Origin of the sequence: Streptomyces barringtoniae (assembly GCF_020819595.1) — a bacterium.
GTDB lineage: Bacteria > Actinomycetota > Actinomycetes > Streptomycetales > Streptomycetaceae > Streptomyces > Streptomyces barringtoniae.
The window spans coordinates 398,902-416,692 of record NZ_JAJHNP010000005.1; the positions used below are offsets into that span (position 1 = coordinate 398,902).

16 protein-coding genes are annotated in these 17,791 nt (G+C 70.9%); 10 read left to right on the plus strand and 6 right to left on the minus strand.

Features of this window, described 5'->3' with window-relative positions; translation table 11 throughout:
• Positions 1-139: 139 nt before the first annotated feature.
• The 5 genes from LMU33_RS11155 to LMU33_RS11175 all read left to right on the plus strand — a co-directional run bounded on the left by LMU33_RS11155 (position 140) and on the right by LMU33_RS11175 (position 5,073).
• Positions 140-730, plus strand: coding sequence for a cysteine hydrolase family protein (locus tag LMU33_RS11155; RefSeq protein ID WP_228619626.1), 591 nt, complete (start codon positions 140-142; stop codon positions 728-730).
• Between the two features lie 124 nt (positions 731-854).
• Complete coding sequence (locus LMU33_RS11160) at positions 855-2,000, plus strand: hypothetical protein (RefSeq protein WP_228619628.1); 1,146 nt, start codon at positions 855-857, stop codon at positions 1,998-2,000.
• A gap of 97 nt (positions 2,001-2,097) precedes the next feature.
• Positions 2,098-3,333: a CynX/NimT family MFS transporter gene (locus LMU33_RS11165; protein WP_228619630.1), complete on the plus strand. Its 1,236-nt coding sequence runs from the start codon at positions 2,098-2,100 to the stop codon at positions 3,331-3,333.
• A 160-nt stretch (positions 3,334-3,493) separates the two neighbouring features.
• Positions 3,494-4,264 carry a GNAT family N-acetyltransferase gene (locus LMU33_RS11170; RefSeq protein ID WP_228619632.1) on the plus strand — a complete coding sequence of 257 codons (771 nt, stop codon included), beginning with the start codon at positions 3,494-3,496 and terminating at the stop codon, positions 4,262-4,264.
• Positions 4,264-5,073 carry a lysophospholipid acyltransferase family protein gene (locus LMU33_RS11175; protein ID WP_228619633.1) on the plus strand — a complete coding sequence of 270 codons (810 nt, stop codon included), beginning with the start codon at positions 4,264-4,266 and terminating at the stop codon, positions 5,071-5,073. Before LMU33_RS11170 ends, LMU33_RS11175 begins: the two co-directional genes overlap by 1 nt.
• Before the next feature lie 232 nt (positions 5,074-5,305).
• Here LMU33_RS11175 and LMU33_RS11180 read toward each other — a convergent pair whose 3' ends face one another.
• From LMU33_RS11180 to LMU33_RS11190, 3 genes are all read right to left on the minus strand, one after another.
• A complete protein-coding gene (locus LMU33_RS11180; RefSeq protein WP_228619635.1) occupies positions 5,306-7,654 on the minus strand; it encodes an ATP-binding cassette domain-containing protein in 2,349 nt (782 codons plus the stop codon).
• A 28-nt stretch (positions 7,655-7,682) separates the two neighbouring features.
• Positions 7,683-7,877 (minus strand): antitoxin, encoded by a 195-nt coding sequence (locus LMU33_RS11185; RefSeq protein ID WP_228619636.1) that lies wholly within the window; start codon positions 7,875-7,877, stop codon positions 7,683-7,685.
• 95 nt (positions 7,878-7,972) lie between these two features.
• Positions 7,973-8,980, minus strand: coding sequence for an LLM class flavin-dependent oxidoreductase (locus LMU33_RS11190; RefSeq protein ID WP_228619638.1), 1,008 nt, complete (start codon positions 8,978-8,980; stop codon positions 7,973-7,975).
• A gap of 65 nt (positions 8,981-9,045) precedes the next feature.
• Between LMU33_RS11190 and LMU33_RS11195 the strand changes: the two genes are divergently transcribed.
• Positions 9,046-9,537 (plus strand): phosphatase domain-containing protein, encoded by a 492-nt coding sequence (locus LMU33_RS11195; protein WP_228619639.1) that lies wholly within the window; start codon positions 9,046-9,048, stop codon positions 9,535-9,537.
• Between the two features lie 12 nt (positions 9,538-9,549).
• Here the strand turns inward: LMU33_RS11195 and LMU33_RS11200 are convergent, their stop codons facing one another.
• Complete coding sequence (locus tag LMU33_RS11200) at positions 9,550-9,765, minus strand: dodecin (protein WP_228619641.1); 216 nt, start codon at positions 9,763-9,765, stop codon at positions 9,550-9,552.
• A 224-nt stretch (positions 9,766-9,989) separates the two neighbouring features.
• On the opposite strand from LMU33_RS11200, the gene LMU33_RS11205 reads away from it, so the two are divergent.
• Together LMU33_RS11205 and LMU33_RS11210 are read left to right on the plus strand one after the other, a co-directional pair.
• Positions 9,990-11,243: an extracellular solute-binding protein gene (locus LMU33_RS11205; RefSeq protein WP_228619642.1), complete on the plus strand. Its 1,254-nt coding sequence runs from the start codon at positions 9,990-9,992 to the stop codon at positions 11,241-11,243.
• Between the two features lie 444 nt (positions 11,244-11,687).
• Positions 11,688-12,740, plus strand: a complete 1,053-nt coding sequence (locus tag LMU33_RS11210) for an alpha/beta fold hydrolase (RefSeq protein ID WP_228619644.1) — start codon at positions 11,688-11,690, stop codon at positions 12,738-12,740.
• A 22-nt stretch (positions 12,741-12,762) separates the two neighbouring features.
• On the opposite strand, the gene LMU33_RS11215 is transcribed toward LMU33_RS11210, so the two are convergent.
• Together LMU33_RS11215 and LMU33_RS11220 are read right to left on the minus strand one after the other, a co-directional pair.
• Positions 12,763-13,527: an SDR family NAD(P)-dependent oxidoreductase gene (locus LMU33_RS11215; RefSeq protein WP_228619645.1), complete on the minus strand. Its 765-nt coding sequence runs from the start codon at positions 13,525-13,527 to the stop codon at positions 12,763-12,765.
• Positions 13,528-13,649: 122 nt separating this feature from the next.
• Positions 13,650-14,609 carry an SDR family NAD(P)-dependent oxidoreductase gene (locus LMU33_RS11220; protein WP_228619647.1) on the minus strand — a complete coding sequence of 320 codons (960 nt, stop codon included), beginning with the start codon at positions 14,607-14,609 and terminating at the stop codon, positions 13,650-13,652.
• A 161-nt stretch (positions 14,610-14,770) separates the two neighbouring features.
• Between LMU33_RS11220 and LMU33_RS11225 the strand changes: the two genes are divergently transcribed.
• Positions 14,771-15,355, plus strand: a complete 585-nt coding sequence (locus tag LMU33_RS11225; RefSeq protein WP_228619648.1) for a TetR/AcrR family transcriptional regulator — start codon at positions 14,771-14,773, stop codon at positions 15,353-15,355.
• 707 nt (positions 15,356-16,062) lie between these two features.
• Positions 16,063-17,736 carry an NAD-dependent malic enzyme gene (locus LMU33_RS11230; RefSeq protein WP_228619650.1) on the plus strand — a complete coding sequence of 558 codons (1,674 nt, stop codon included), beginning with the start codon at positions 16,063-16,065 and terminating at the stop codon, positions 17,734-17,736.
• The last annotated feature ends 55 nt before the right edge of the window (positions 17,737-17,791 follow it).

Below are 17,791 nucleotides of genomic sequence, written 5' to 3' on the forward strand. Positions count from 1 at the left end.
TCCCCCGCGGACGTCCGGGCAGCACGTCATTTTCTGCAAGTAGTACGACATTGCCGCCAACTGTGCCGGATCGTAGCGTCTACTCGGCCACCACAGATGGCCAGAAACTTCCGATGTGCCTTTGTAAGAAGGGATAGTTGTGCCTTCGAAGACCCTGCGCGACCTCAGCGCCCTCGACCAGGCCCCGGCGTCGCTCGCGAACTCGACGCTGATCCTGATCGACATCCAGAACACGTACACCCAGGGCGTCATGGAGCTGGAGGGCTGGGAGCCCGCCCTGGACCGGGCGGCCGAGCTGCTGGAGCAGGCCCGAGCGGCGGGCGCCAAGGTCATTCACGTCCAGCACGACGGCGGGCAGGGCAGCCCGTACGACCTGGACGCCGAGGTGGGCCGGATCCACAAGAAGGTCGTGCCGGTCGCCGGTGAGCCGGTCGTCACGAAGCAGGCGCCCAACGCCTTCCACGGCACCGACCTGGGCGAACTGGTGGACGCAGCCGGGAACACCGATGTGGTGCTGGCCGGCTTCATGACGCACATGTGCATCGCGTTCACGGCCCAGGGGGCGTTCCTGCGGGGCAACCGGCCCACGGTGGTGGCCGACGCCACTGCCACCCGTGCCCTGCGGACGGACGTGGCCGAGGTGTCCGCGGAGCAGCTCCACCACAGCGCCCTGGCGACGATCGCCGACCTGTACGGCGTCGTCGTACCGTCCGCCGCGTCCCTCCGCTGACGCCGGACCATGTGAACTCCGTTACGGAGAACGGTGCTTGTCCCCCGTGCCCGGGGGACAGGTGCCGGACACAACGCGCGTAGATGGGGATATCGCGCGCCATTCCAGAGGGGGAAGACCGAAAGTGCCCACCCGAAGAACCGTCCTCGGCGCCGCCGCCGCTGCCGGTGCCGCCGCCGCTCTCACCAACCTGACCACGGCCGGCACCGCGCGCGCCGGCACGGACGCCGACCGGAAGACCGCCGCTCGTGACAACATCCGTGCCGTCGACACGGGCATGCGCGGCAACTACGACACCCTGCGCGCCAACCTGACCAAGCACCTGGGTCCCGTCATCATCGTCAACAACGACATGGTGGGCGGCACCTACCACCTCGTCGACAACGGCACCGTGCTGGAGCGGATCCGGCCCGTGGACGAGGTCTTCGAGCTGGCCAAGTCCATCGCCCACACCCCGCTCGGCATCTACTCGATCTGCGCGCCCTACCTGGACCCGAAGAACATCCCGGCGTCGCAGGCGAAGTACATCGATCCGCACGACCTCGCCATGGTCGCCTTCACCGGGCCGAAGGACACCGGCTGGACCATGCCGCTCCAGGCCTTCGCCAACACCCTCGACGCCGCCCGCGCGACGCTGGAGGAGGCCGGCCTTCCCGCCGACCTGCACGACTCCTGCGCGTTCATCCTCGACCACGCGCACGACTACATCGCGGACACGATCCGCACCCGCGAGTTCGACATGAAGTCCTTCGAGGCCTTCTCGAGCGCGGTCTACCCGAGCATCCGCACCAACATGTACTGGTCGTCCAAGGTGCAGATCCAGGGCGTCGGCAACCTTCTCACGCGCTGGCGCAAGCAGGTCGGCGACGACGCCTGGTCCGGCCTGTACGTGGTGGTGCTGTCGCTGTGGACCACCTACGAGCTCAACCAGAACAGCATCATCATCAAGAACTACATGAACCAGGACATGGCCGGCTCGCATCTGATCGACCTGATGACCGCCCAGACCCCCGCAGACCCCGTGGCCGTCGCCCTGGACAACCTCGCGCGCATCGTCCAGGACAACATCGCCGCCGAAATGGTCTTCGCCGCCGACCAGACCACCGCCGACGCCCTCAAGGGCAGGCAGGACCTCCTGTCCACCGAGATCCTGCGCCTCCTCGGCAGCGGCGCCACCGCCTCCGGTGCCGCCGCGCTCACCAAGGGGCAGACCAACCAGCTCGTCTGCCCGTTCCACAACAGGTCGGCGGCCACCCCGGCCCTCGTCTGAGCACCCACCGGCCCGGTGCCACACACCGAAGGCTTCCCCCGCACGCGGACACCGTCTCCGCCCAGGGGGAAGCCTTCGGGCATGTCCAGGGGGAACAGTGAAGAACTCATCCGTCATCCACCGCGCGGCCAGACTCTGGGCACTCTGCGGCCTGGTACTCCTCGCACTGAACCTACGAGCCGCCATCACCGGCATCTCACCCGTCCTGAGCCGGCTCCAGCACGCCTTCCAGCTCACCGGAACCCAGGTCAGCATCCTGACCACGCTGCCTGTGCTGTGCCTCGGCGTCTTCGCCTCGCTCGCCCCGCCGACGGCCCGGCGCCTCGGCGCCGAAACCACCATCACCGCGGCGCTCATCCTGCTCACCACGGGAATCCTGCTGCGCGCCCTGCCCTCGACGGTGCTGCTGTTCACCGGCACCGTCCTGACCGGCGCCGGAATCGCCTTCGGCAACGTCCTCATGCCCGTCGTCATCAAACGCCACTTCGCCGGCCGGGTCGGCTCCCTGACCGGCCTCGCCATGATGCTCATGGCATCCAGCGGAGCCATCGCCGCGGGCCTCGCCATCCCCCTGACCCACGCCCTCGGATGGCGCATCGCGCTGGCCGCCTGGGCGCTTCCGTCCCTGCTGGCCGCACTCGCCTGGACCCCGCTCGCGGCACGCGGCCGGCCCGACCCCGCCCCCCGCACGGCCCCGGCCGACGACACGGGCTCACTGCTGCGCTCGCCGCTCGCCTGGGCGGTCGCCGGATTCCTCGGCCTGGTGTCCCTGATGTTCTACGCACTCATGGCGTGGCTCCCCGAGATCATGCACGCCGACGGGTTCGCCCCCGCCGAGGCCGGGCTGATGGTCTCCGTCCTGCAGATCATCAGCGTCCCGCTGGGCTTCGCCGTCCCCGTCGTCGCCGCCCGGCTGACCTCACAGCGCCCGCTCGTCACCGCCGTCGCCGCGTCGAAGGCCGTCGCCCTCCTCGGCATGCTCTTCGCACCGCACGCCGCATGGCTGTGGATCTGCGTGCTCGGACTCGCCACCGGCAGTGCCTTCCCGCTCGCCTTCACCCTGCTGAGCCTGCGCTCACCGACCCCGCAGATCGCGGCCCGGCTGTCCGGCATGGCCCAGACCGGCGGCTACCTCGTAGCCGCGGCGGGACCGCTGACCATCGGCCTCCTGCACGGCCTCACCGGCGGATGGACGGCGTCCCTGCTGGTCCTGCTGGCCCTTGTGCTGCCCGAGACCGTCTGCGGACTGCTGGCCGGCCGCCCCGCGCTCGTCCACCCCACCCGCACACCCGACGCCAGCGACGAACTGCCCGAGCTCGAAGCGGTCCCGTGACGATGGCCGGGCGACCGCGCCCCCGGCGTTCAGCATCCCCACATCCGCTCTCCGGCCGGCTGTCACACCCCGGCCAACCGGCATCGGAAGAACAGGAGCGACGAGCCGTACGCACCCGCTCGCCGCCGTCGCCGAACCGGCCCGTGACCAGGAGAGAGCCATGACCGGCGTTTCCACCCTCGACCGCCCCCCGCAGCCCGCGGCACCGACCCGCTACACCGTCACTCTCGCCCGTGACGAGGACGACGTGCGGGCCGCCCAGCGGCTGCGGCACGACGTCTTCGCCGGTGAGATGGGGGCCCTGCTGACCACGCCGCAGCCCGGACTGGACGTGGACGCCTTCGACGCCTACTGCGACCACCTGCTCGTGCGCGACACCGCCACCGGTCAGGTCGTCGGCACCTACCGGCTGCTGCCGCCGGAGCGGGCCTCGGTCGCCGGCCGGCTCTACTCGGAGAGCGAGTTCGAACTGGCCGCGCTCGACCCGATCCGGCCCGGTCTGGTCGAGGTCGGCCGCTCCTGTGTGCACCCCGACCACCGCGACGGCGCCGTCATCGGCCTGATCTGGGCCGGGATAGCCCGCTACATGGTCGACCGCGGGCACGAGTGGCTGGCGGGCTGCTGCTCGGTGCCGCTCGCCGACGGCGGCGCCCTCGCGACGGCGACCTGGGAGCGGGTGCGCGCCAAGCACCTGGCACCCGAGGAGTTCCGGGTACGGCCGCTGCTGCCGTGGATCCCGAACGCCGAGGCCCCGGCCGGGCACAGCGAGCTGCCCGCCCTGCTGCGCGGCTACCTGCGCCTGGGCGCCTGGGTGTGCGGCGAGCCCGCGCACGACCCGGACTTCGGGGTCGCCGACCTGTACGTGCTGCTGTCGATGCGCCGGGTCAACCCGCGCTATCTGCGGCACTTCCTCTCCCTCGTGCCGGCCTGATGAGCGTCTGGCTGCCCAGCGCGCCCTGCACCCCGGGCGCCTGTGTGGAGCAGGCCCGGGCCGCCACGGCCGTACCCCGGGCCGTGCTGCGGCTGACCGCGGTCGTGGTTCTGGTGCTGGCCGGGATCGCGCTGGCCCCGCTCGGCGGGAGGATCCCCGCCGAGTGGGTCAGGCGGTGGTGCCGGGCGATCGTGCGGGCCATGGGGGTCACGGTCCGTTTCACCGGGGGCACCGCACCGGCCGGCGGGCTGCTGCTGGTGGCCAACCACGTCTCGTGGCTGGACATCCCGCTGCTGACCGCCGTACGCCCCGCCCGGATGCTCGCCAAGACCGAGATCAGGCAGTGGCCGGTCGCGGGCCCGCTGGCGGCACGCGGCGGGGCCCTGTTCATCGAGCGGGACCGGATCCGCGCCCTGCCCGAGACGGTCGCCCGGATCGCCGAGGCGCTGCGCGAGGGGGCGGCCGTCGCCGCGTTCCCCGAGGGCAGCACCTGGTGCGGGCGGGCCCACGGCCGCTTCCGCAGGGCCGTCTTCCAGGCCGCGCTCGACGCCGGCGTACCCGTGCAGCCGGTCGGCCTGCGCTACCGGCAGGAGGGCGGCGGGCCGAGCACGGCGGCGGCGTTCGTCGGCGAGGACACCCTGCTCGCGTCCCTGTGGCGGGTGGCCCGCACCCGGGGCCTGGTCGCCGAGGTGGACGTACTGCCGGTCATCCCGGCCGGCCGCCACACCACCCGCAAGTCCCTCGCCGGGGCCGCACAGCCCGGCCGCGTGGGCGAACCGGACTGGACGCACGCCGTGTTGGTGCCGTAGCCCCGCAACGGTGCCCGCGAGGTGACCGGTCGGGGGCTCCGCCTGGTCTTGTGCGGTGTCCTTCTTCAGCAGACGCCGCAAGGTGCCCCTTTCGAACCAGCGCACGTGGCCGTGCGGGCTCCGCGGATGCCGCGCGTCCACGGTGGTCGCCTACGGCGCGGGAACACCCGGCGCCCTCGCGGCGGTCCTGGGTGTCTGGCTCGACCGGCGCAGCTGACGGTTGAGGCCCCGCTCAGGGCACGACCCGCGCCAGATACGGTGCCGTGGCGCTGCCCGCCGTCGTCGCCACCCGCTCCGGCGGACCTGACGCCACGATCCGGCCGCCCCGGTCGCCGCCGCCGGGGCCCAGGTCGATGACCCAGTCGGCGCCCGCGACCACCGTCATGTCGTGCTCGACCACCACGACCGTGTGCCCGGCGTCGACCAGCCCGTGCAGCCGGTCCATCAGCACCTCCACATCGGCCGGGTGCAGCCCGGTGGTGGGCTCGTCCAGCAGGTAGACGGTGTGGCCGCGCCGGCCGCGCTGCAGTTCGCTCGCCAGCTTGATCCGCTGTGCCTCACCGCCGGACAGCTCGGTCGCCGGCTGCCCGAGCCGCAGATAGCCGAGGCCGACGTCGAGCAGCGTGCCGAGGCTGCGGGCGACGGCCGGAATGTCGGCGAAGAACGCCGCCGCGGCCTCGACCGTCAGATCCAGCACCTCCGCGATGTTCCGCTCCCGATAGGTCACTTCGAGGGTCTCGGGGTTGTAGCGGGCGCCGCCGCAGTCCGGGCAGGGCGCGTAGGTGCTCGGCAGGAACAGCAGCTCGACGCTGACGAACCCCTCGCCCTGACAGGTTTCGCAGCGCCCTCCGGCCACGTTGAAGGAGAACCGGCCGACGCCGTACCCGCGCGCCCGCGCCTCCTCGGTGCCGGCGAACACCTTGCGCACCACGTCGAACAGGCCGGTGTAGGTGGCCAGGTTGGAGCGCGGGGTGCGCCCGATCGGCTTCTGGTCGACCCGGACCAGCCGGTCCACGCCCTCCAGCTCCTGCGTCAGCTCGCCGATGAGCGTGGACTTCCCGGAACCGGAGAGCCCGGTGACGGCGGTGAACGCGCCGAGCGGGAACCCGGCCGTCACCGCGCGCAGGTTGTGCCGGGTCACCGGCCCCACCTTCAACCAGCCGCGCGGGGAGCGGACTTCACGCGCCGGGCCGGGTGACTCGTCGAAGAGGAACGCGGCCGTCGCCGACTCCTCGACCGACGCCAGCTCGGCCGGCGGCCCGCTGTACAGCACGCGTCCGCCGTGCTCACCCGCGCCGGGGCCCACATCCACCAGCCAGTCGGCGCCGCGCACCACCTCCAGGTGGTGCTCCACCACGAACACCGAGTTGCCCGCGGTCTTCAGCCGGTCCAGCACGGTCAGCAGGGCCTCGGTGTCCGCCGGGTGCAGTCCGGCGGACGGCTCGTCCAGGACGTACACCACACCGAACAGCCCGGAGCGCAACTGTGTGGCGAGCCGCAGCCGTTGCAGCTCACCCGCCGACAGGGTGGGGGTGGAGCGGTCGAGGCTGAGGTAGCCGAGGCCCAGTTCGACCACCGGCGCGATCCGGGACGTCAGGTCCTCGGTGAGGACACGTGCGGTCTCGGTGCGGTCGGCGGGGCCGTCCAGAGCCGCGGCCAGGTCGGTCAGCGGCAGCGCGGCCAGTTCGGCGATGGTCCGGCCGCCGAAGGTCACCGCCAGCGCCTCCGGCCGTAGCCGGCTGCCCCCGCACACCGGGCAGGGCGCGCTGGTCAGGAATCGTTCCGCCTTCGCCCGCAGCGACGCCGACTTGGTCTCCGAGAAGGTCTTGAGCACATACCGGCGGGCGCTCATGTACGTGCCCTGGTAGGGCCGTTGGATGCGGTCGGCGTCCCGGACGGGGTGCACGGTGACCACCGGCTGCTCGTCCGTGAACAGGATCCACTCCCGCGCCTGCGCGGGCAGCTCGCGCCAGGGCCGGTCCACGTCGTGGCCGAGCGCGTCGAGGATGTCCCGCAGGTTCTTGCCCTGCCAGGCGCCGGGCCAGGCGGCGACGGCACCCTCGCGGATGGACAGCGAGGGATCCGGAACCAGCAACTCCTCGGTGGTGCCGTGCACTTGGCCGAGGCCGTGGCACGCCGGGCAGGCACCGGCCGCCGTGTTGGGCGAGAACGCGTCCGAATCGAGCCGCTCCGCGCCCGGCGGATACTCCCCGGCCCGGGAGAACAGCATGCGCAGGGAGTTGGACAGATTGGTGACCGTGCCCACCGAGGAGCGCGAGGTGGGGGCCGCGCGGCGCTGCTGCAGCGAGACCGCGGGCGGCAGCCCGGTGATCTCGCCGACCTTGGGCGCCCCGACCTGGTGGATCAGCCTGCGCGCATACGGCGCGACCGACTCGAAGTACCGCCGCTGTGCCTCGGCGTAGATCGTGCCGAACGCCAGGGACGACTTCCCCGAGCCGGAGACACCGGTGAACACGGCCAGCACGTCCCGCGGGATGTCGACGTCCACGCCCTTGAGGTTGTGCTCACGGGCGCCCCGGACGCGGACGTAAGGATCGTACGGCTCGTGGGGGCTGTGCATGGGGGGACACTCTATCCGCCCCCGTGCGCTACGACTGCGGCGGGTTGTCCCGGTTCGGCCGGGTGCCGAACTCGTCCCTCACCTTGTCCTGACCGGTGTCCACCTGCGACCGGTACTTGTTCCCGGTGCGCTGGTCGACGTAGTCGCCGCCCTTGTCGATGCCCTTGTCGGCCATGCCCTCATGGCCCTTGAGCATGCCCTTGATCCTGTCCATGAAGGACATGGCAGCCCTCCTCGTCGCTCGCGGTCTGCCCTCCCAGGGTCACGGCGCCCGGCCGGGTTCGCATCTCGGGACCCGGGGCCTTGGGCGGCCCGGTTTCACTGGCCCGGCGTGAACAGCGCGGCGAGCCGCCGGTAGGAGTCCAGCAGGGCCGTACGGTCGTACGTGCTGGTGGTGACCAGGACCTCGTCGGCGCCCGTCTCCTTCAGCACCGTCTCCAGCTCGTGCGCGACCTGGTCCCCGGTGCCCGCGATGTGCCCGGCGAGAGAGGCCTCGTAGAAGCCGCGCTCCTTCGCGGTCATCGGGCGGGCCTCGACGTCCCCGGCCGGAGCGAGCGGCGGGAAGGTGCCGTGGGTGCGCGAGTACGCCATCGACCAGGCCTCGGGGACCAGCAGCCGCCGCGCCTCCTCCTCGGTGCCGGCGACCGCGACCGTCCCGGAGATCACGACGTACGGCTCCGACGCCCAGCGGGAGGGGCGGAACAGGGAGCGGTACTGCTCGATGCCGCGCAGCATCTTCTCCCGGCCGCGCAGATCGCCGATCACCATCGGCAGTCCGGCTCGGGCCGCGATCCGCGCGCCCTCGCCCATGGCCAGCACGAACGGCGGCACCCGCAGCCCTTCGGCGGGACGCGCCCGCACCCCGGTCGGCGAGCCGCCCTCGAACCAGCCCAGCAGCTCGCCGAGCTGTGCCGCGAAGTCCTCGGCGACCTCCCGGTCCCGGCCGAGGGCCTTGCGCACGCCGTCGGTGAAGCCGACGGAACGGCCGAGCCCCATGTCGATCCGGCCGGGAAACAGGGACTCCAGCACGCCGAACTGCTCGGCGACGACCAGGGGTTGGTGGTTGGGCAGCATCACCCCGCCGGTGCCGACCCGGATCGCGCGGGTGGCCGAGGCGACCGCGGCGGCCAGCACGGTCGGGGCGGATCCGGCGACTCCGGGCACACCGTGGTGCTCGGACACCCAGAAGCGGTGGTAGCCGAGCGCCTCCGCCTCTCGCGCCAGCGCGACGGTGTCCCGCAGCGCCGCGGCGGGCGGGTGCCCCTCGCGGGTGCGGGAACGGTCGAGGACGGAGAACCGGGTCCGGGCGATCACTGTGCTGCTCACGCAGGGTTCAACGCCCTGGCGAGCCGGGAATTCCTGGCCCGCCGGCGCCTGGCTAAGGTGGCCCCGTGACCGACAGCGACAGGCGCCCGCTCGCCGTGTTCGACCTGGACAACACCCTTGCCGACACCGCCCACCGGCAGCACTTTCTGGAGGTACGGCCGAAGAACTGGGCCGCCTTCTTCGCCGCCGCGCCCGCGGACCCGCCCCTCGCCGAGGGCATCGCGCTCGCCGTGGACAGCGCCCGCGAGTGCGAGGTGCTGTATCTGACCGGCCGCCCCGAGCGGTGCCGGCGCGACACGCTGGACTGGCTCGCGGCCCACGGGCTGCCCGAGGGGCGCGTGTACATGCGCGGCAACGCCGACCGCAGGCCCGCCCGGTTCACCAAGCTGGAGGTCCTGCGCCGGCTCGCCCAGGACCGCGAGGTCCGTGTCCTCGTGGACGACGACGAGATGGTCTGCGACGACGCCGAGCGCGCCGGGTTCACCGTCGTACGCGCCCGCTGGGCCGCGAAGTCCGCGGCGCTCGAGGAGGCTCAGGAGCGGGAGGGCCGCACCTGACGCCGGAGGCGGTCAGTCCGCGTCCTCGATGCGGAAGCCCACCTTCAGCCCCACCTGGTAGTGCTCGATCCGTCCGTTCTCGATCTGGCCGCGGACCTCGGTGACCTGGAACCAGTCGAGGTTGCGCAGGGTCTGGTCGGCGCGGGCGATGCCGTTGCGGATGGCCTGGTCGATGCCCTCGTGCGACGTGCCGACGATCTCGGTTACCCGGTAGGTGTGATTCGACATGAGGGTGCTCCTCTCGTGTCACGCCGTACTCCACCGTGCCCCATCCCCGCCCCGACCGCACGGTGTCCCGGGCGTACCGCGGGTCGGGTGGCCCTCGTGCCCCCTTGACCCTCCGTATTGGTCCATACCAAAATCCAGCACACCCGTGCGAGCGGTACCGCTCGTCCCCCCACGTCGGGCCCCCACGCCTGTCCGCATCCCTGCCAGACAGAAGAGGACCCCTCGTGAGACGTCGTCTGCTCGCCCTGGTGTGTGTCACCGCTTCCCTCGTGAGCGCCTGCGGGATGCTCCCGGGCGGCCACGAGCGCAAGACGGTCACCGTGTGGCTGATGAAGGACAGCGCCTCCGCGGACTTCCTGCGGCGCTTCACGGCGGACTTCGAGCGCACCCACAAGGACCTGCGCCTCGACATCCGCATCCAGGAATGGACCGGCATCGTCGACAAGGTCCGCACGGCGCTCAAGGACGACTCCGGCCACGGACCGGATGTCATCGAGGTCGGCAACACGCAGGTGCCGCTGTACGCCGACGGCGGCAAGCTCGCTGACCTCACGCTGGAGTCGATGCGCGACTGGGGCAAGGACCAGTGGCTTCCCGCCCTCGCCGAGCCCGGCAAGGACGCCAACGCGCAGTACGGGATCCCCTGGTACGCGGCCAACCGCGTCGTCATCTACCGCACGGACCTCTTCGAGGCCGCCGGCATCACCCGCCCGCCGAGGACCCGCGAGGAGTGGCTCGCCGACAGCGAGAAGCTCAACTCCGGTGGCAACCAGGGCATCTACCTGGCCGGACAGGACTGGTACACCCTCTCCGGCTTCGTCTGGGACGAGGGCGGCGACCTCGCCCGGCAGAAGGACTACAGGTGGGAGGGCGCCCTCGGCACCCCGGCCGCGCTGCGCGGCATGGACTTCTACCGGCGGCTGCAGGCACTGGGCCGCGGCCCGGTCGGCGCCGACGAGGAACACCCGCCCCAGGCCGGGGTGTTCGCCGGCGGCAAGGTGGCGCAGATCATCGCCGTACCGGGGCTCGCCCAGGCGATCGTGCGGCAGAACCCGGACCTGAAGGGCAAGCTGGGCTTCTTCCCGGTGCCCGGGAAGACCGCCGTGCGGCCCGGCACCGTCTTCACCGGCGGTTCCGACCTCGTCGTCCCGGCCGGCACCAAGGACCAGTTCGCGGCGACCGCCGTCGTCGGGGCGCTCGTCGGCGCCAAGTGGGACACCGAACTCGCCCGCACCATGAACTACGTGCCCAACAAGACCACGCTGGCGAGCAGGGTACAGGGAGAGGAGGGGGTCGCCGCCATGGCCGCGGGCGCGGCACACGGGCGGGCGACCCCCAGCACCCCTCAGTGGGCCGACGTCGAGGCTGACAACCCGATCAAGGAGTACATGACCCGGGTGCTGTCCGGCGGGGATCCGGCGAGGGAGGCCCGCCGGGCCTCCGCGAAGATCACCGAGGAACTCGCGCCGGACGTGTGAGCCATGGCAGGCGGGCACGGGTGCGGTGTCGACCGCGGTCTGTGAGGAGCCCCGGTGCGCGCGGGGTCGACCGTCAGCCGGGGCGCGTGTCCGCATCCAGGGCCATGACGCGCGGCTCGGGCTCCACGCCGCCAACGGTGAACCGGGCCGCCGGTCCGAGGAGTTGAGCAGCCAGGTGGCTGGGCCGGCGTCCGTGTGCGCACTATGTCGAATGCATGCCGGGCGGCCGCTGGAATCACCCAGATGGAGCAATGTGCGCCTGTCCCGTCACGTTGCGCCGTCAGCCATGCGAGTGTTCCATGGCAGAGGAGCGAAGCGGCGTGAGGGCCCAGTCACGAAGGTCCTCGACCACGGAGATCAGACGCATCCGACTGCCGGCCCCCTCCCTCGGCGTCACGCCGTCCGTGGCCTGCCTGCGCCCTCCTCGAACAAGGAGATTCACCGATGGAAATGCGCGGACCCATGCATAGCCGTCGTCAATTTCTCGGAGCCGCAGCCGCAACCGCTGTGACGGCCCAGTTCGGCATGGGGGACAGTGTGCAGGCACAGCCGGAATCGCGAGAGCATATGGCTCATCCAGGGGTCGATCCTGCGAAGCGGACGTCCTTTGGCCCGGTGAAGCAGATCCACGCCGGGGAACTCGACGTGGGGTACGTCGAAGCAGGACCGGCCAATGGGCAGGCGGTCCTGCTCATGCACGGCTGGCCCTACGACATTCACAGCTACGAGGCGGTCACGCCGTTGCTCGCGGCCAAGGGGTACAGGGTGGTCGTCCCCTATCTGCGCGGCCATGGCACCACGCGATTCCTGTCGAGCAAAACGCCCAGGAACGCACAACAGTCGGCGTTCGCCGTCGACATCATCGCGCTGATGGACGCCCTGAAGATCGAAAAGGCCATTCTCGCCGGGTACGACTGGGGATCGCGGACGGGCGACATCATTGCGGCCCTCTGGCCGGAGCGCTGCAAAGCGCTGATCTCGGTGACCGGCTACCTCATTGTGAATGTCGAGGCCAACAAGATGCCGACGCCGCCGAAGAGCGAATGGGCGTGGTGGTATCAGTACTACTTCTCCACCGAAAGAGGCGTACTCGGCCTTCAGGAGTACCGGCGCGATCTGGCCAAACTGGTCTGGAAGTTCAACTCTCCGACCTGGAATTTCGACGAGGCGACCTTCGATCGGACGGCAGCGGCATTCGACAACCCCGACTACGTCGGCATCGTGATCGACAACTACCGCTGGCGCCTTGGGCTCGCGAAGGGTCAGCCGCGGTATGACGAGCTGGAAAGGCGCCTGGCCGCGGCGCCGGTCATCAAGGTGCCGACGATCACCATCGACGGAGCGCACGATCCGTTCACCCCTCCGGGGAACGGATCCGCCTATCGCAAGAAGTTCGCAGGCAAGTACGCGCACCGGACCCTGGACGTAGGACACAACGTTCCGCAGGAGGACCCGCAGGGGTTCGCGGCGGCTGTCGTGGAAGTCGACGGGTTCTGACCGGTGCCGCGCCGCCAGGGACCTACCAGGTCTGCTCGGAAGCGCGGACGAGGACTTCGTTGACGGACACCCTGCGGTCACGCGTGACGACGAAGGCGACCGTGTCCGCGATGTCCTCGGGGCGCAGCATCTCCATTCCGGCCAGTTGCTGGTCCAACGACGCCCTGATCTCGTCCCGCGAGTGCGTGACGAACTCGGTGTCCACCGTTCCGGGTTCGATCACGCTCACGCGCAGTCGCTGCCGCATGACCTCCTGGCGCAGGGCCTCGGTGAACCCGTTCACACCGAACTTGGTCATGCTGTAGACCGCCGTGCCCGGCCGTGCCACACGTCCCGCGGTGGAGCTGATGTTGACCAGGTCCGCGACCCGGCGGGGCGAGTCCTCCGCCGCGCTCAGCAGGTGGGGCAGCGCCGCGTGGGTGACGTGGAGCAGGCCCTGGAGGTTCACCGTCAGCATGCGTTCCCATTCCTGGGCCGGCGCGTTCAGGACCGGTCCGGCCATGCCCACACCAGCGTTGTTGACGAGGATGTCCAGGCGGCCGAGTTCGACCACCACACGTTCCACGGCGGCCGTCGCCTCTTCCGGGTCCGTGATGTCGGCATCCACCACGAGGGCAGCCCCGCCCTCGGCGCGTATCTTCCCGGCCAGCTCCTCGAGCCGGTCACGGCGCCGGGCGACCAGGGCGACGGCGGCGCCCTCCGCGGCGAGGCTCAGGGCGGTCGCCTCGCCGATGCCGCTGCTGGCGCCGGTCACCAGGGCAACGGTGTTCTGCAGACGTGCGGACATGACTGTCTCCTTGATCTGGATCGAGATCGAAACTGGGGGTGGGAATGTGTGACGGCGGCGATGCGGAGGTGGCCGCCCGGTGCCCGTTGCGGGCCCGCGGCTGCTGGTGGTGGAGGGTGCCGTCAGGCAGCCGTAGAGACGGTCGCGAGCATGTCGAGGGAGACCTGCCACAGGCGGGCCGCGTTGTGGAGGTCCACCGCGTGGGCGGCGACTCCCCGGCGCACACCGGGCCGGTGCGGGCCGGCCTCGTTGCAGTCCTCGAAGTACCGGCCGGTGACACCCTCGGCCAACGGAGAGGCGGCGAGCAGCACCGAGGTCGCGGCACCCTGCTCGATGTTCTTCCAGGACACGTCGGTGCTGGTGGGGTCGAACGAGGCCGGGCTGTTGGAGATGTCCCCGATGTGGCGGCCGAGCCGGGTGCTGGTGATGCGGCCCGGGTTGAGGGCGTTGACGGCGATGAGGTCGGTTGCCCAGCGGCGGCCCGCCTCGACCGCGAACAGGACATTGGCGGTCTTGGACTGGCTGTAGTCAGCCCACGGGTCGTAGGGGCGCTGCTCGAAGTGGATGTCGTCGAAGATCACGCCGCCGTTGACGTGGCCGACCGAACTGACGGCGACCACGCGTGCACCGTGGGCTGCTGTCAGGGCGCTGTGCAGGCCGGTGGCGAGGGCGAAGTGACCCAGGTGGTTGGTGGCGAACTGCATTTCCCAGCCTTCCATCGTCCGCTCCAGCGGCGAGGCCATCACGCCCGCGTTGAGGACCAGGATGTGCAGCGGCCGCCGCCACGCCGCCACAAAGGCGTGCACCGATTTCTGGTCGGCGAGGTCGAGCGGCGCGGCGTCGACCGTTCCCGGACCGTTTGCCGGTGTGATCTCCTCCGCGACCTGCACGCCCGCGGCAAGGTCGCGGACGCCGATGGTCACCTCGGCGCCGGCGGCGGCCAGGACCCGGGCGGTTTCCTGTCCGATGCCGGAAGCGCCCCCGGTGACGATGGCGCGCCGGCCGCTCAGGTCGGTGCCTGCCAGTACCTCGGCGGCGGTGGTCTGCGCCCCGAACGGGGTCGTGAGGAGGTTCTCGGGCATGGGTTCTCCAGGAAGGCGACGGGATCGGGAGGCGAGTGCGCGTCCGATGGCGCGCGGCCAGGGGGTGTCGTACCCTCATATCCGGAACTGGTTCCGGTTACGCCTTCGAAGGTAACCGGAACCGGTTCCGGTTGCAAGTGTGACGAGGAAGGGAGTCGGCGGTGACCGGCATCGAGGGGGGCGCGGCGCGGCCCAGCAGGCCGCTGCGCGCCGACGCGCAACGCAATGAGGACCGACTGCTGGAGGCGGCAGCGGACGCCTTCGCCCGTGAGGGAGCGGGCGCCTCGGTCAAGGACATCGCCCGTGCGGCAGGTGTCGGCGTCGGCACCCTCTACCGCCGGTTCCCCTCCAAGGAACTGCTGATCGAGGCGATCTACCGGCAAGAAGTACAGCGCCTGTGCGAGGCGGCAGAGCACCTCACCGCCACACAGTCACCGGTGGACGCGCTGCGGACCTGGATGGAGCGCTTCATCGACTTCATGGCCGCCAAGCAGGGCATGGCCGACGCGCTGGCCGTGGTCCTCACCGACGAGAGCGAGAAAGTACACACCCGGTCGCTGCTCGCCGATGCCATCGCCCACCTGCTCGGCGCCGCGGAGGGGCAGTCGGTGGCACGGCCAGGGGTCGAGGCGCAGGACGTGCTGATGGCCCTCGGCGGAATCAGCCTCATGGCCGCCAGCGAAGAACGACGCGACCTGGCCACCAGACTCATCGACCTGCTCCTGCACGGCGTCGTGAGGAGCTGACGCGATCCACACGACTGCCGCACCCGGTTGAGCGGGACTCCCCGCGACGGCTCGCGCGCTCGGGCCCCTCGGATCCAGCCGGCTTTGGCGTGCCCCGCCGACCACCGAGCAGGAGCTGCGGCAAGAGGCGCAGCACCTTTCGCCATGACCTTGCCAGGCCGATCTTTCCCCTCAGCCCGGTCGGAGGCCTTGCGACGCCTTCGTCATGCCCGACGGTGCGGTGGCGCTGGGGATCGGAGATGCCCCAAGGCCACGAGAGGCGCGGCTGCCCGGCGCTCGACACCGGACTGGAGCGGGCCGGACGGCCCGCCGCCCAGGCCCTGCGCGGTGGGCTGGACGCCGAGGCGACCGCGGACCGCGTACTCGATGCCGCGTCCGCGGTGGACGACCACGACGATGTGACGGTGCTGGTCGTGCGACGCGTCGAAGAGCGAAGTCGCGCACCCCGTCGGCGAGTCGTTAGCCTGAATTCATACTCTGGCACCGATGAGGTCCCCACCGATGTGTGGGGCGGGCCCCGCCGGGCCGCGCGCGTCGGCGAGCGACCGTCCCATGGGGACGCCGGCCTCAGACCTCCATATTCCGCCGGGCCCCGGGGTCGGTCCGACCGTCGCAGGTTCCGATCAAGATCGCACTCCCGCATGGAGCGAGTCCGCGCAGTCACCCCGGGCAGAGCCGACTCGGCTTTCGCACAGAGGGAGATCGTCATGACCGACAGCCACACGCGGACCCCGGCCATCCCCGGCGTCCTCGTCGATCCACTGCGTAACCGCGGCGTGGCCTTCACACCCGAGGAACGGGAAGCCCTCGGCCTCACGGGGCGCCTGCCCTCCGCAGTGCTCACGCTCGACCGGCAGGCTCAGCGTGCCTACCAGCAGATGCAGGCTCAGAGCAGCGACCTCGCCAAGAACGTGTACCTGGAACAGCTGCACGACCGCAATGAAACCCTGTACTTCAAGGTACTCACCGAGCACCTCGCCGAACTGCTGCCGATCGTCTACGACCCCACCGTGGGCGAAGCGATCGAAAAGTACTCCCACGAGTACCGACGCCCGCGCGGCATCTTCCTGTCCGTCGACCGGCCCGACGACATGGAGAAGGCCTTCGCCACGCTTCAACTCGGGCCCGAGGACGTCGACCTGATCGTGTGCACCGACGCGGAGGAGATCCTGGGCATCGGGGACTGGGGTGTGAACGGGATCCAGATATCGGTCGGGAAGCTCGCGGTCTACACCGCGGCCGCGGGCATCGACCCGAGCCGTGTCGTTCCCGTGTCGCTGGACGTGGGTACGGACCGCGCATCGCTCCAGGAGGACCCGCTGTACCTGGGCAACCGGCATCCCCGCGTCCGTGGCGCCGACTACGACTCGTTCATCGAGAAGTACCTGGAGACGGCGTCGTCCGCGTTCCCCGACGCGCTCCTGCACTTCGAGGACTTCGGTCCCAGCAACGCACGGCGGATCCTGGAGCAGTACGGCGGCCGCTACCGGATCTTCAACGACGACATGCAGGGCACCGGAGCCATCACACTGGCCGCGGCCCTGTCCGCCGTCAAGGTCAGCGGTGTGCGGATGCGTGACCAGAAACTGGTCGTCTTCGGCGCCGGGACCGCCGGCGTGGGCATCGCCGACCAACTGCGCGACACGATGATCCGCGACGGCGCGGACGCGGAGCACGCCGCCGCACAGGTGTGGCTCGTCGACAAACAGGGGCTGCTCATCCGGGACATGACCGACCTGCGCGACTTCCAGCAGCCCTACGCGCGTGATCCGGCCGAGGTCGCGGACTGGGAGCGGAGCGATGGTCAGGTCTCACTGCTGGAAACGGTGCGCAGGGTCGAGCCGACCATACTGCTGGGCACCTCCACCGCGCATGGCGCGTTCACGCGTGAGGTCGTCGAGGCCATGTCCGAGGGCACCGAGCGGCCGATCATCTTCCCGATCTCCAACCCCACCTCCCGGATCGAGGCCATGCCCGCCGACGTCATCACCTGGTCCAGGGGGAAGGCGCTCGTCGCGACCGGCATTCCTGTCGAGCCCGTCGAATACGACGGCGTGACCTACCGGATCGGGCAGGCCAACAACGCGCTGCTGTACCCGGGCCTGGGCTTGGGGACGATCGTCTCCGGTGCGTCCCAGGTGACGGCGGGCATGCTGCTCGCGGCCGCTCGGGCGGTCGCCGACCAGGTCGACCCGTCGGGGCCGGGCGCCTCCCTGCTACCGGCCGTGGACGATCTGCGGGAGTCGTCCGCGATCACCGCGACCGCGGTGGTCGAGGCGGCCCTCGACGACGGCGTGGCCACCTCCAAACCGGTCGACATCGCAGAGGCTGTCCGCCAGGCCATGTGGCAGCCGGTCTACACCGACGGAGCAGCAGCATGAACAGGCGACACTCCGCCGCCGACCGCGCAGGGTCGGCCGGGCGGGACGAAGGCCC